Below are 12,656 nucleotides of genomic sequence, written 5' to 3' on the forward strand. Positions count from 1 at the left end.
GATCGATCACGACCGCGGAGCAGTCAGAACGACAGCGCCTGTTCGATGATCGACGCCTGCTCGCGGGCGTGCACCTTCGGCGACCCGGTGGCCGTCGACGCCGCCGCGGCGCGGGAGATGCGGCGGATGGTGCGGCCGTGCAGGTGCTTCGAGACCTCGAGCGAGATGAAGGGCCACGCTCCCTGGTTCTCGGGCTCCTCCTGGACCCAGAACAGCTCCGCGTTCGGGTAGCTGTCGAGGATCGCGTTCAGCTGGTCGACCGGCGCCGGGTAGTACTGCTCCATCCGCACCAGGGCGACGCGCTCGTTCGGGTTCTTGTCGAGCTCCGCGACGAGGTCCCAATGCACCTTGCCAGCGTGCAGGAGCACGCGCGTGACGGCGCCTCGGTCGAGCCCGCGCTGGTCGTCGATCACCGGCTCGAACCTGCCCTGGGTGAAGTCCTCCACAGCGCTCGTCGCGTTGCGCAGGCGCAGCATGGCCTTGGGCGTGAAGACCACCAGCGGACGGCGCGGTCGGGCGTAGGCCTGACGGCGCAGCAGGTGGAAGTACGACGCCGGCGTCGAGGGGCGCGCGACGGTCATGTTGTCCTGGGCGCACATCTGCAGGTAGCGCTCGATGCGGGCCGACGAGTGGTCCGGACCCTGTCCCTCGTAGCCGTGGGGGAGCAGGAGGACGACGCCCGACTGCTGACCCCACTTCTGCTCGGCCGACGAGATGAACTCGTCGATGACCGACTGCGCGCCGTTGGCGAAGTCGCCGAACTGCGCCTCCCAGAGGGTGAGGGTGTCTGCGCGCTCGACCGAGTACCCGTACTCGAACGCCATGGCGGCGTACTCGCTGAGGAGGGAATCGTAGACGTAGAAGCGGCCCTGGTTGTCGCTGAGGTTCGACAGGGGCAGCCATTCCTGGCCGTTGTCGCGGTCGTGCATCACCGAGTGACGCGTCACGAAGGTGCCGCGGCGGACGTCCTGGCCGGCCAGACGGACGTTGGTGCCTTCGGTGAGGAGCGATCCGAACGCGAGCAGCTCTCCGAAGCCCCAGTCGATCTTGCCGTTGCGGCTCATGTCGTGGCGCTTGTCGAGGAGCTGCTGGAGCTTCGTGTGCACCGTGAAGCCCTCGGGCTTGTTCACGAAGGCGTCGCCCACACGCTCGATGACGGCACGGTCGACCCCGGTCGACTCGGGCTCGCCGACGGCGGGCTCCTGCGGTTCGTCGGCGGCGACCACCGGTGAGGTTCCGGTCTGCGCGGCGTGCGTCTCGGCGAAGGCGATCTCCAGACGGTTCTGGAAGTCCTGCTTCGCCGTGTCGTACTCCTCCTCGGTGATGTCGCCGCGGCCGACGAGCGACTCGGTGTAGAGCTTGCGCACCGAGCGCTTCGCCTCGATGAGGTTGGTCATCAGCGGCTGGGTCATCGAGGGGTCGTCGCCCTCGTTGTGGCCGCGTCGGCGGTAGCAGACGAGGTCGATGACGACGTCGCGGTTGAACTCCTGGCGGTAGCGGAACGCGAGCTCGGCCACGTGGACGACGGCCTCGGGGTCGTCGCCGTTGACGTGCAGGATCGGGGCCTGGATCGTCTTGGCGACGTCGGTGGCGTAGATCGAGGTGCGTGCGTCGAGGGGGAGGGTGGTGAACCCGACCTGGTTGTTGACCACGACGTGCACGGTGCCGCCGGTGCGGTAGCCACGCAGGCGCGACATCTGCAACGTCTCCATGACGACGCCCTGGCCGGCGAAGGCCGCATCGCCGTGGACGAGGATCGGCAGCCAGGAGAACGATCCGATCGGCAGCCGGTCCTGCTTTGCCCGGACGATGCCCTCGAGCACGCCGTCGACGGTCTCGAGGTGCGACGGGTTGGCGGCCAGGTACACGGGCAGCTCTTCACCGCCGTCGGCGACGAAGGTGCCCTGGGTGCCCAGGTGGTACTTGACGTCGCCGGACCCGCTCTTCGAGCCCACCGCGACCGAGCCCTCGAACTCGCGGAAGATCTGGCTGTACGTCTTGCCTGCCACGTTGGTGAGGACGTTGAGGCGTCCGCGGTGCGCCATCGCGATCGCGGCGCCGTCGAGCCCCTCGACGGCAGCGCCCTGGAGGACCTGGTCGAGCAGCGGGACGAGGGACTCGCCGCCTTCGAGGCTGAAGCGCTTCTGCCCGACGAACTTCGTCTGCAGGAAGGTCTCGAACGCCTCGGCCTGGTTCAGCTTGCCGAGGACGCGCAGCTGCTCGTCGTGGCCCGGCTTCTGGTACTTCACCTCGAGGTTGTCCTGGAACCACTTCCGCTGCGCGGGGTCCTGGATGTGCATGTACTCGACGCCGACGGTGCGGCAGTACGAGTCGCGCAGGATGCCGAGGATGTCGCGGAGCTTCATGGTGCGCTTACCGCCGAAGCCGCCCGTGACGAATTCGCGGTCGAGGTCCCAGAACGTCAGACCGTGGTTCTCGATCTCGAGGTCGGGGTGCGTGCGCTGCACGTATTCGAGCGGGTCGATGTCGGCCATCATGTGGCCGCGCACGCGGAAGGAGTTGATGAGCTCCTGGACGCGGGCGGTCTTGTCGACGCGCTCGGCGATGTCGACCTTGATGTCGCTCGACCACCGGATCGGCTTGTAGGGGATGCGGAGGGCCGCGAAGATGTCCTCGTAGAACCCCTCCTGCCCGATGAGCAGCTGGTGGACGATCTTCAGGAACTCGCCCGAGCCCGCACCCTGGATGACGCGGTGGTCGTAGGTGCTGGTCAGCGTGATCGTCTTTCCGATGCCGAGCTCGCTGAGGGTCTTCTCGCTCGAGCCCTGGAACTCGGCCGGGTAGTCGAGGGCGCCGGCGCCGATAATGCAGCCCTGCCCCTTCATGAGGCGGGGGACCGAGTGCACGGTCCCGATTCCGCCGGGGTTGGTCAGCGAAACGGTGGTGCCCTGGAAGTCCGCGGCGGTGAGCTTGTTGCCGCGCGCGCGGCGGACGAGGTCCTCGTAGGCCGAGAGGTACTCGCCGAAGGTGAGCTCCTCGGCGCGCTTGATGCTCGGGACCATGAGCGCGCGCGTCCCGTCCGGCTTCGGCAGATCGATCGCGATGCCGAGGTTGATGTGCGCGGGGGCCACGACCGAGGGCTTGCCGTCGACCTCCGCGTAGAAGACGTTCTGCGTCGGGAAGGCCTTCAGCGCCTGGATGAGCGCCCAGCCGATGATGTGGGTGAAGCTGACCTTGCCGCCGCGGGTGCGGGACATGTGGTTGTTGATGACGATGCGGTTGTCGATCATCAGCTTGGCCGGGATCGTACGGACGCTCGTGGCGGTGGGGACGGTCAGGGACTCGTCCATGTTCGCGGCGAGGGTCTTCGGCAGACCGCGCAGCGGCGTGACGACGTCGTCCCCGGCGGCGCGCTCGGCGGCGGGCGCCTTCTTCGGCGCCTCGGCGGGGATCGGCTGCGGCGCGGCGGGGCGGGCGGTCGTGCGCGCGACCGGCTGCGTGCCGTTGCTCCCGTTCACGGCGGGACGCGCCTCAGCGGCCGGTGCGGCGGGGGCAGCGGGTGCGGATGCCTCCGGAGTCGGTGCGACGGGGGTGCCGCCGTCGGGCGTGTAGGCCTCGAGGATCGGCCACCACTCCTTGTCGACCGAGTTCTTGTCGCGGCTGTACTGCTCGTACAGCTCTGCGACGAGCCATTCGTTGGCTCCGAACTCCCCGTCACTCGTAGTTCCCACGCCGGTCGCCTGACTGGACACGGTTCCGCCTGCTTTCGTCGTCGAGTTCGAGATGTGCGGTGCCCGCGCGGCCTCGCGCACAGATGTCAAGGGTATCCCAGGTTCACCCCCCGACGACCCGCCGGGGCCCCCTCCCGGCCGTGCCCGTCGCCTACCGTGGACGTATGCATTTCTCCGGCGAGCGGCCCACCGTCGACCTCACGTACTCGGACGTCTTCCTCGTCCCGCGACGCTCCGGCGTGTCGAGCCGTCTCGACGTCGATCTGTCCCCCGGAGACGGCACCCCCGCCACCATCCCGCTCGTCGCCTCGAACATGAACTCCGTGACGGGACCGCGGCTCGCGGCCGCGCTCGCGCGCCGGGGCGGCCTCGCCGTCCTGCCGCAGGACATGCCGCTGCAGGATGTGGATGCCGGCATCCGATGGGTCAAGGCGCAGCCGGTTCCGTGGGACACCCCGCTCGTCCTCCCGCCCGAGGCACTCGTCGCCGACGCGGCGGCCCTGCTGCCGCCTGCTCCGGGACACGGCGTCGTCGTGGCGACGGGCGGCCCCGATGTCCGCGTCGACGACATCCTGGGCATCGTCCCGGCCGAGCGACTCGGGACGGCGCTGCCCGACGCGAAGCTGGGGGATCTCGTGCGAGGGCGCGCGGCATCCATCGACGCCGACGACGTGGACGGTGCCCGCGCGGCCTTCGACCTCCTGGTCGCGGCGGATGCCGACATCGTCACCGTCCTGCACCAGGGGCACCTGGTGGGCACTCTCTCGCAGCGCACCGCGCTGCGCGCCTCGATCTACCGTCCCGCGGTCGACGCGGACGGGAGGCTCATCGTGGCCGCCGCCGTCGGCATCAACGGCGACGTCGCCGCGAAGGCGACGGCGCTCGCAGCCGCCGGTGTCGACGCCCTCGTGGTCGACACCGCGCACGGCCATCAGGAGAGCATGCTGCGGGCGCTGCGCACGGTCGGCGAGCTGAAGCTCGGCCTTCCCATCGTCGCGGGCAACATCGTGACGGCGGAGGGCGTCGCCGATCTCGTCGAGGCGGGCGCCACGATCCTCAAGGTGGGCGTAGGCCCCGGCGCCATGTGCACGACGCGCATGATGACCGCCGTCGGGCGTCCGCAGTTCTCCGCGGTCCTCGAGACCGCGGAAGCAGCCAGGGCCGCGGGCGCCCACGTCTGGGCGGACGGCGGCGTGCGGTACCCGCGCGACGTCGCCCTCGCCCTGGCGGCAGGCGCGGCATCCGTCATGGTCGGCTCGTGGTTCGCCGGGACCATCGAGGCGCCCGGTGAACTGCGCACCGACGCGGAAGGACGCGTCTACAAGGAGTCGTGGGGCATGGCCTCCACGAAGGCGGTCCAGGGCCGCTTCGGTCGCCTCGACGCCTTCGAGCGCGCCCGCAAGGAGCTCTTCGCCGAGGGCATCTCCTCGTCCCGGATCTACCTCGACCCGCTGCGGCCCAGCATCGAGGACCTCGTCGACATGATCACCTCCGGGGTGCGGTCCTCGTTCACGTACGCCGGCGCGGCGACGGTACCCGAGTTCCACGGGCGCGCGACGGTCGGGCTGCAGTCCGCCGCCGGCTACGAGGAGGGCAAGGCGCTGCCCGTCAGCTGGTGACCGGAGTGCGTCCGCCGGGCTGCCGCGCGGGTGCGGGCGTGCCGTAGAATCGTCGGCACAATGGACGACCCTCCCAGTAGACCCTCGCCCCACCGACCCAGCTCCCCGACGGACGGGGGTGACGCGTGATGGACTACGTCATGTTGGGCGTGGGGCTCCTGCTGACAGTGGGGACCGGCCTGTTCGTGGCGAGCGAGTTCGCGCTCGTCAACCTCGACCGCGCCGACCTCGAAGCGCGTCGCGCGGCCGGCGAATCCCGACTGTCGCTGACGATCAACGCGCTGCGGATCACCTCGACGCACCTGTCCAGCGCGCAGCTCGGCATCACCCTGACCACGCTGCTGACCGGCTACACCATGGAACCCGCGCTCTCGAACCTGATGAGCCCGCTGTTCACCGCGTGGGGCGTGCCCGAAGCGGCATCCCGCCCCATCGCGACCGTCGTGGCCATCTCGGCTGCGACGATCTTCTCGATGATCATCGGTGAGCTCGTCCCGAAGAACTTCGCCCTCGCCGTGCCGCGACAGACCGCGAAGCTCGTCATCGGGTTCCAGACCGTCTTCACGACGGTGTTCCGTCCCGCCATCACACTCCTCAACGGCAGCGCCAACGCGGTGCTGCGATCGATAGGCGTCGAGCCCAAGGAGGAGCTCTCCGGCGCCCGCACCGCCGAGGAGCTGTCGAGCCTCGTCCGCCGATCGGCGAGCGCGGGCGTGCTCGAGAAGGACACCGCGTCGCTGCTGGATCGGACCCTCACCTTCTCGCGGCTGACCACGGCAGATGTGATGACACCGCGCCCCAGCCTGCACGCGGTGGCCGCCGACGACTGCGTCGAAGAGGTCATCCAGCTGGCGCGCCGCACGGGCCACAGCCGCTTCCCCGTGTACGGCGAGTCCATGGACGACATCTCGGGCATCGTGCATCTGAAGCAGGCCGTGTCGGTGCCCCGGGAGCGTCGCGGCGACGTCCCCGTGGCAGCCATCGCCGAGGAGCCGCTCCGCGTCCCCGAGGCCGTGCACCTGGACGGGCTGATGTCGGAGCTCCGCTCCCGCGGCTACCAGATGGCCGTCGTCGTCGACGAGTACGGCGGGACGGCGGGCGTCGTGACCCTCGAGGACCTCGTGGAGGAGATCGTGGGCGAGGTGCTCGACGAGCACGACCGCAGCCGCGCGGGCGTGGTGCGTGCCAAGGGCTCGATCATCTTCCCGGGCGACCTCCGACCCGACGAGGTGCTCGACCGCACCGGCATCCGCGTCCCGGAGGGGGACGTCTACGACACCGTGGGCGGCTTCATCATGGCGACGCTGGAACGCATCCCCGCCGTCGGGGACGAGATCCGGATCGAGGACGGCACCATCACCGTGCAGCGCATGGACGGCCGGCGCGTCGACCGCGTCAAGTTCGTGGCCGCGCCCGTGCCTGTCGGAGCCGAGACCGAAGGGGGTGAGCGACGATGAACGACTGGGCCGGAATCGCATGGCTGGTCGTCCTGCTGGTCGCCAACGCCTTCTTCGTCGGCGCCGAGTTCGCCGTCATCTCGGCGCGCCGGTCGCAGATCGAGCCGCTCGCCGAGAAGGGCTCGCGCTCTGCCAAGACCGCGCTGTGGGCGATGGAGCACGCGACCCTGATGCTCGCGACCTGCCAGCTCGGCATCACGATCTGCTCGCTGCTGATCCTGAACGTGTCGGAGCCGGCGATCCACCATCTGCTCGCCGTGCCGCTCGAGGCCATCGGGCTGCCCTACGCGGTCGTCGACGTCACGGGCTTCGTCATCGCCCTGCTGCTCGTCTCGTACCTGCACGTCGTGTTCGGCGAGATGGTCCCGAAGAACCTCGCGTTCTCGCTGCCCGACCGTGCGGTGCTCATGCTCGCTCCGCCGCTCGTGTTCGTCTCGCGGGTCTTCCACCCGATCATCGTGGCGCTCAACTGGATCGCCAACCACATCGTGCGGCTGTTCCGCGTCGAGCCGAAGGACGAGGCCGCCTCGACCTTCACCCTCGACGAGGTCGCCACGATCGTGAACCAGTCGCGGATGGAGGGTTTGCTCGACGACGCCTCGGGCGCGGTCGCGATGGCGGTGGAGTTCACCGACAAGAAGGCGAAGGATGTCGCGGTCCCGCTCTCGGAGCTCGTGACTCTGCCCGAGTCGACCACACCGGACGAGATCGAGCGGGCGGTCGCCCGGCATGGCTTCTCGCGGTACGTGATCGTCGACGACGAGGGGATGCCGCTCGGCTACGTCCATTTGAAGGACGTCCTGCGCGCGGCCGAGGGAGAGGGGTCCGAGGACACCGTGGCGCGCCCCATCAAGCCGAAGCGGATCCACCACATGATCCCGATCGGCGAGACGACCGACCTCGAGGACGCGCTCGCGCTCATGCGGCGCTCGAGCCGGCACCTCGCGCAGGTGCGCGACTCGGCGGGGGAGACCACCGCGGTGCTGTTCCTCGAGGACATCATCGAGGAGCTCGTCGGCGAGGTGCATGACGCGACTCGCCGCCGGTGAGCCGACGAGGGGCGGGGATGCGTCGCATCCCCGCCCCTCGTGCGTCCGTCAGGCGCGCGGCCGGGCGCGGACGTACTGCGGCGGCCAGAGCGCCGCGGCGGCGTCGTCGTCGGCCAGCTCGGCGGCGGCGCGAAGGGCGAAGTGCGGGTCGCGCAGCCAGCCGCGACCGACCATGACCGCGTCGGCGAGGCCGTCCTGCAGGATCCGCTCCGCGTGCGGACCGTCGCTGATCTCGCCGACGGCGGTGACGAGCAGACCGGTGCGCTCGCGCACCGTCGCCGCGAACGGCACCTGGTAGCCCGGCCCCGTCGTGATCCGCTGATGCGCGACGAGCCCGCCAGTCGAGATGTCGATCACGCGTGCGCCGAGCCCGCCGACCCACCCGGCGACCGTCGCGGTCTCGTCGACGTGCCAGCCGCCGTCCGCCCAGTCCGTCGCCGAGAACCGGACCGCGAGGATCCGGCCGGGCGCGGCATCCCGCACGGCCTCCACGACCCGCAGCAGCAGGCGTGCGCGGTTCTCGAGCGACCCGCCGTACTCGTCGTCCCGGTGGTTCGACAGCGGCGAGAGGAACTGGTGCAGCAGGTACCCGTGCGCGGCGTGCACCTCGAGGAGGTCGAACCCCGCCTCGTCGGCACGTCGGGCGGCGTCCGCGAAGGACGTCACGAGCCGCTCGATCCCGGCGGTGTCGAGCGCGGCCGGCTCGGCGTAGCCGTCGAAGGCGATCGCCGACGGCGCGACCGTCGCCCAGCCCCCGCGCTCGACCGGGACGCTGCCGCGCTCGTCGTCGAACGGACGCCAGGTCGACGCCTTGCGCCCGGCATGGGCGAGCTGGATGCCGGCGGCCGCCCCGCGGGAGTGGATCGCCGCGACGATCGGAGCCCAGGCATCCCGCTGCGCGTCGTTCCACAGGCCGGTGTCGCCGGGGCTGATGCGGCCCTCGGGGACGACGGCGCTGGCCTCGGCGATCACGAGGCCGGCACCGCCCGACGCGAACTGCGCGAGGTGCACGTGGTGCCATTCGCCCGGCAGACCGTCGGTGGCGGAGTACTGGCACATCGGCGACACCCACAGGCGGTTGCGGACGGTCCGCCCGTCGATCGCGAGAGGGCTCAGCAGCAGGCTCATGGGGGTCTCCGTCGAAGTAGGGTGGCGCCATGACGGCGCGGGCGTGGACGAAGGCGGACGTGTCCGCCGTGCTCCGGGGGCCGGTGGCCTCCGACGACAAGTATTCCCGCGGTGTGGTGGGTCTTCGGACCGGATCCGACGCATTCCCGGGCGCGGCCGTCCTCGGTGTCGAGGCCGCGTGGCGCACCGGCATCGGGATGGTCCGGTACACGGGGCCGCGCCGGGCCCAGGATCTCGTGCTCGCGCGACGCCCCGAGACGGTGACCGCCGACGGCCGGGTGCAGGCCTGGGTGATCGGCTCGGGGACGGATGCCGAGGCCCGGTCCGCACGCGAGACGGCGGCCCTCCGTCGCATCCTCGAGGGGGACGTGCCCGTCATCGTCGATGCGGGGGCGCTCGGACTCGCGGCGGGCGCAGGCGCACCCGTGCTCGTCACGCCGCACGCGGGCGAGCACGCCCGGCTGCGCGCGTCGCTCGGCCTGGACCCCGACGTCGACGACGTCCAGGAGACCGCCGAGGCGCTCGGGGCCGTCGTGGTCCGCAAGGGCGCGTCCACGCGCGTCGCCGCACCCGGGCAGGCCCCGATCGCGGTCGAGGCGCCGACGTCCTGGCTCGCGACCGCGGGCACGGGCGATGTGCTCGCCGGAGCGCTCGGCGCCGCCGTCGCCGCCTCGCACGAGACCGGCCTCACGGCCTTGCAGCGGGTCGCGGCATCCGCGGTGTGGCTGCACGGACGGGCAGGGCGACTCGCCGCGGACGAGCGGGCAGGCGGGCCGATCGCCGCGCTCGACGTCGCCGAGCACCTGCCGCGCGCGGTGGCCGAGGCGATCGGCGGGGCGGCGTGAGCGCGGAGCGATCGTCCTAGGCTGAGACGCGTGACGAACCGCGCCGTACTCTGGGTCGCGTTCGCCGTCGTGCACGTGGGCGTCGCCGTCCTCGGCTTCCTGATGCCGAACGAGCCGATGGGCGACGTGTACCGCGTCTACGAGCCGTGGTCGAGCGCCGCGTTCGAGGGACGCGGGGTCGTCGGGGTCACCGAGCAGTGGGTCTACCCGCAGCTCGCCCTCGTGCCGATGCTCCTCGCACACGGACCCGCGATGCTCGTCGGCGACTACATCCTCGGCTGGGCGGTCCTGGTGACGGTGGTCGACGCGGTCGCCTTCCGGGTGCTGCTCGGGTCGGGGCGCGCGCACGGCCGTGCGGTGGCGGCGTGGTTCTGGCTGGTGGCGATCGCCTGTCTCGGACCGGTCGGCATGTACCGGATCGACGGCGTGACGGTGCCGCTGGCGATCCTCGGATGCCTGTGGCTCATCGGCCGACCGTGGCTCGCGTCCGTCCTCCTCGCCGCGGCGACGTGGATGAAGGTGTGGCCGGCTGCGCTGCTCGCGGCAGCGGTGATCGCGGTGCGGCGCCGGGGCGCCATCGTCGGCGGCGCCGCGGTCGTCACCGCGGTCGTCCTGGCCGCAGTCGTGGCTGCCGGCGGCGCGGAGCACGCGCTGGGCTTCGTCGCGGGGCAGGCCGGTCGCGGACTGCAGGTCGAGGCGCCGGTGAGCGCGGTCTACCTCTGGGGCGCCCTCCTGGGGCTGGAGGGATTCTGGGTCTTCTACGACCAGGAGCTGCTCACCTTCCAGGTCACCGGGACGCACGTCGACATCGTCATCGCCGCGATGACGCCGCTCCTCGCCGTCGCGGCGCTCGCGGTCGCCGGTCTGGGCACGTGGCAGGTGCGGCGCGGGGTGCCCTTCGTGCGGCTCTTCCCGGTGCTCGGACTGTCCCTCGTCACGGCGCTCATCGTCTTCAACAAGGTCGGCTCGCCGCAGTTCCAGACCTGGCTGTTCCCGATCGTCGTCTTCGGTCTCGTGGTCGACCGGCGTCGCTGGGCCCGCCCGGGACTCCTCGTCCTCCTGGCCGCTGCGCTCACCCAGGCCGTGTACCCGGTGCTGTACGCCGGGATCCTCGTCCCCGAGCCGGTCGCGGTCACCGTCCTGACCGCGCGCAACCTCGCGCTCACCGCCCTGTTCGTCTGGATGCTCGTCCGTCTCGTCCGCCTGCCGGCGCCGGCGCGGCATCCTGTGGTCATCGCCTCGTCCTGATCCGTTCCGCACCTGGAGGTCCTCATGCTCATCGCCTTCTCCGTCGCCCCCAGCGGCACGGGCCGTTCCGACGGCTCGGTCCACGACGCCGTGGCGGCCGCGGTCGCCGTCGTGCGTGCATCCGGGCTGCCGCATCGGACGACGTCGATGTTCACGGAGGTCGAGGGGGAGTGGGACGAGGTGATGGCCGTCGTGAAGGGCGCCGTCGACGCGGTCCAGCCGTTCGGCTCGCGGGTCTCGCTCGTGCTCAAGGCCGACATCCGACCCGGGTACACGGGCGAACTCGACGGGAAGGTCGAGCGCCTCGAGTCGGCGATCGAATCGATTCGTGACGGGCAGGGGAGCGGCACTACACTCCCGGAGTGACGTCTTCCCCCACTCCTCGGCGCGCCGCGACCGGTGCGCTGTTCGCCCTCGCCGTCGGCAGCTTCGGGATCGGGATGACGGAGTTCGTCGTGATGGGCCTCCTGCCCGAGATCGCCCGTGAGCTGCTCCCGTCCGCATGGGCCGCATCGCAGGCCGACGCGATCGCGTCGGCCGGATGGCTGATCACCCTCTACGCGCTGGGCGTGGTGATCGGCGCCCCGACCATCGCGGCGTCCGTCGCGAAGTACCCCCGCCATCGCGTGATGCTGCTCCTCGCGCTCGCCCTCACGGTGTGCAACGCACTCACACTCTTCCTGCCGACGTTCGAGCTGGTGGCGGCGTCCCGCCTGCTGGCGGGTCTCCCGCACGGTGCATACTTCGGCATCGGCGCCCTCGTCGCAGCCGACGTCATGGGACCCGGCAACCGCGCGAAGGGCGTCGCGTTCGTCCTCACCGGTCTCACCGTCGCGAACGTCGTCGGCGTCCCGCTCGGCACCTTCCTCGGGCAGCACCTCGGGTGGCGGTGGGCCTTCGTCCTCGTGGTCGCGATCTTCGCCGCCGCCACGGCCCTCATCGCTGCCACCGTGCCCGCCCACGCGGGGGAGCCCTCGCGCACCATCCGTGCCGAGCTCGGCGTCTTCCGCATCGGGCAGGTCTGGCTCGCGCTGGGCATCGGCGCGGTGGGCTTCGGTGGGTTCTTCGCCGTCTACACGTACGTCGCGCCGCTCGTGACCGAGGTGGCGGGGTCGCCCGCGTGGACGGTGCCGATCGTCCTCGTGATCCTCGGCATCGGGATGACGGTGGGCAACCTCATCGGCGGGCACCTCGCCGACGTCAACCTCATCCGTGCCCTCTTCGGCCTCATGGGACTGCTGATCCTCGCGCAGGCGCTCCTCGCGCTGACCTCGGGCTGGATCGTCACGCTGGTCGCCTTCGTCTTCCTCGTCGGGTTCGCCTCGTCGGCCGTGAGCCCGACGATCCAGACCCGGCTGATGGACGTCGCCGGCGACAACCAGTCGATCGCCGCGGCCCTGAACCATTCCGCGCTGAACACGGGCAATGCGCTCGGCGCCGCGCTCGGCGGCGCCGTGATCGCGGCGGGACTCGGCTTCACCGCACCGGTATGGGTGGGCCTCGCGCTCGCCGTCGGCGGACTCGGCATCGCGGTGCTCAGCGTCGCCCTCGAGCGGCGGTCGTCGCGGCGCGCCGAGGCGCTGGTCTGACACGACCGCCCGGCGCACGCAACCCCGTC

9 protein-coding genes are annotated in these 12,656 nt (G+C 71.2%); 7 read left to right on the forward strand and 2 right to left on the reverse strand.

The window, feature by feature from the left end; translation table 11 throughout:
* Window positions 1-23: 23 nt before the first annotated feature.
* Window positions 24-3,713, reverse strand: a complete 3,690-nt coding sequence (locus KZX17_RS08415; protein ID WP_248174755.1) for a multifunctional oxoglutarate decarboxylase/oxoglutarate dehydrogenase thiamine pyrophosphate-binding subunit/dihydrolipoyllysine-residue succinyltransferase subunit — start codon at window positions 3,711-3,713, stop codon at window positions 24-26.
* Between the two features lie 143 nt (window positions 3,714-3,856).
* On the opposite strand from KZX17_RS08415, the gene KZX17_RS08420 reads away from it, so the two are divergent.
* The 3 genes from KZX17_RS08420 to KZX17_RS08430 all read left to right on the forward strand — a co-directional run bounded on the left by KZX17_RS08420 (window position 3,857) and on the right by KZX17_RS08430 (window position 7,817).
* Window positions 3,857-5,311 (forward strand): GuaB1 family IMP dehydrogenase-related protein, encoded by a 1,455-nt coding sequence (locus KZX17_RS08420; protein ID WP_248172061.1) that lies wholly within the window; start codon window positions 3,857-3,859, stop codon window positions 5,309-5,311.
* Between the two features lie 128 nt (window positions 5,312-5,439).
* Window positions 5,440-6,768 (forward strand): hemolysin family protein, encoded by a 1,329-nt coding sequence (locus KZX17_RS08425; RefSeq protein WP_248174757.1) that lies wholly within the window; start codon window positions 5,440-5,442, stop codon window positions 6,766-6,768.
* Window positions 6,765-7,817 (forward strand): hemolysin family protein, encoded by a 1,053-nt coding sequence (locus tag KZX17_RS08430; RefSeq protein WP_248172063.1) that lies wholly within the window; start codon window positions 6,765-6,767, stop codon window positions 7,815-7,817. The genes KZX17_RS08425 and KZX17_RS08430 overlap by 4 nt, the downstream gene beginning before the upstream one ends.
* Before the next feature lie 48 nt (window positions 7,818-7,865).
* On the opposite strand, the gene KZX17_RS08435 is transcribed toward KZX17_RS08430, so the two are convergent.
* Window positions 7,866-8,945 (reverse strand): NADH:flavin oxidoreductase/NADH oxidase, encoded by a 1,080-nt coding sequence (locus KZX17_RS08435; protein WP_248172065.1) that lies wholly within the window; start codon window positions 8,943-8,945, stop codon window positions 7,866-7,868.
* Between the two features lie 29 nt (window positions 8,946-8,974).
* On the opposite strand from KZX17_RS08435, the gene KZX17_RS08440 reads away from it, so the two are divergent.
* Genes KZX17_RS08440 through KZX17_RS08455 form a run of 4 tightly spaced genes read left to right on the forward strand, consistent with a single transcriptional unit; the run spans window position 8,975 to window position 12,627 of the window.
* The gene (locus KZX17_RS08440; protein WP_248172066.1) at window positions 8,975-9,790 is read left to right on the forward strand and encodes an ADP/ATP-dependent (S)-NAD(P)H-hydrate dehydratase; all 816 of its coding nucleotides are present in this window, start codon (window positions 8,975-8,977) and stop codon (window positions 9,788-9,790) included.
* Window positions 9,791-9,820: 30 nt separating this feature from the next.
* Entirely contained in the window at window positions 9,821-11,038 is a 1,218-nt protein-coding gene (locus tag KZX17_RS08445; protein WP_248172068.1) for a hypothetical protein, read from the forward strand.
* Window positions 11,039-11,062: 24 nt separating this feature from the next.
* Window positions 11,063-11,404, forward strand: coding sequence for a thiamine-binding protein (locus tag KZX17_RS08450; RefSeq protein ID WP_248172070.1), 342 nt, complete (start codon window positions 11,063-11,065; stop codon window positions 11,402-11,404).
* Window positions 11,401-12,627: an MFS transporter gene (locus KZX17_RS08455; RefSeq protein WP_248172071.1), complete on the forward strand. Its 1,227-nt coding sequence runs from the start codon at window positions 11,401-11,403 to the stop codon at window positions 12,625-12,627. The genes KZX17_RS08450 and KZX17_RS08455 overlap by 4 nt, the downstream gene beginning before the upstream one ends.
* Window positions 12,628-12,656: the final 29 nt, after the last annotated feature.

Origin of the sequence: Microbacterium sp. EYE_78, from assembly GCF_023149035.1 — a bacterium.
Classification (GTDB): domain Bacteria; phylum Actinomycetota; class Actinomycetes; order Actinomycetales; family Microbacteriaceae; genus Microbacterium.

Coding starts and splice junctions, on each gene's coding strand:
- KZX17_RS08420 (WP_248172061.1), top strand. CDS start 3,857: ATGCATTTCTCCGGCGAGCGGCCCACCGTCGACCTCACGTACTCGGAC.
- KZX17_RS08425 (WP_248174757.1), top strand. CDS start 5,440: ATGGACTACGTCATGTTGGGCGTGGGGCTCCTGCTGACAGTGGGGACC.
- KZX17_RS08430 (WP_248172063.1), top strand. CDS start 6,765: ATGAACGACTGGGCCGGAATCGCATGGCTGGTCGTCCTGCTGGTCGCC.
- KZX17_RS08435 (WP_248172065.1), bottom strand. CDS start 8,945: ATGAGCCTGCTGCTGAGCCCTCTCGCGATCGACGGGCGGACCGTCCGC.
- KZX17_RS08440 (WP_248172066.1), top strand. CDS start 8,975: ATGACGGCGCGGGCGTGGACGAAGGCGGACGTGTCCGCCGTGCTCCGG.
- KZX17_RS08450 (WP_248172070.1), top strand. CDS start 11,063: ATGCTCATCGCCTTCTCCGTCGCCCCCAGCGGCACGGGCCGTTCCGAC.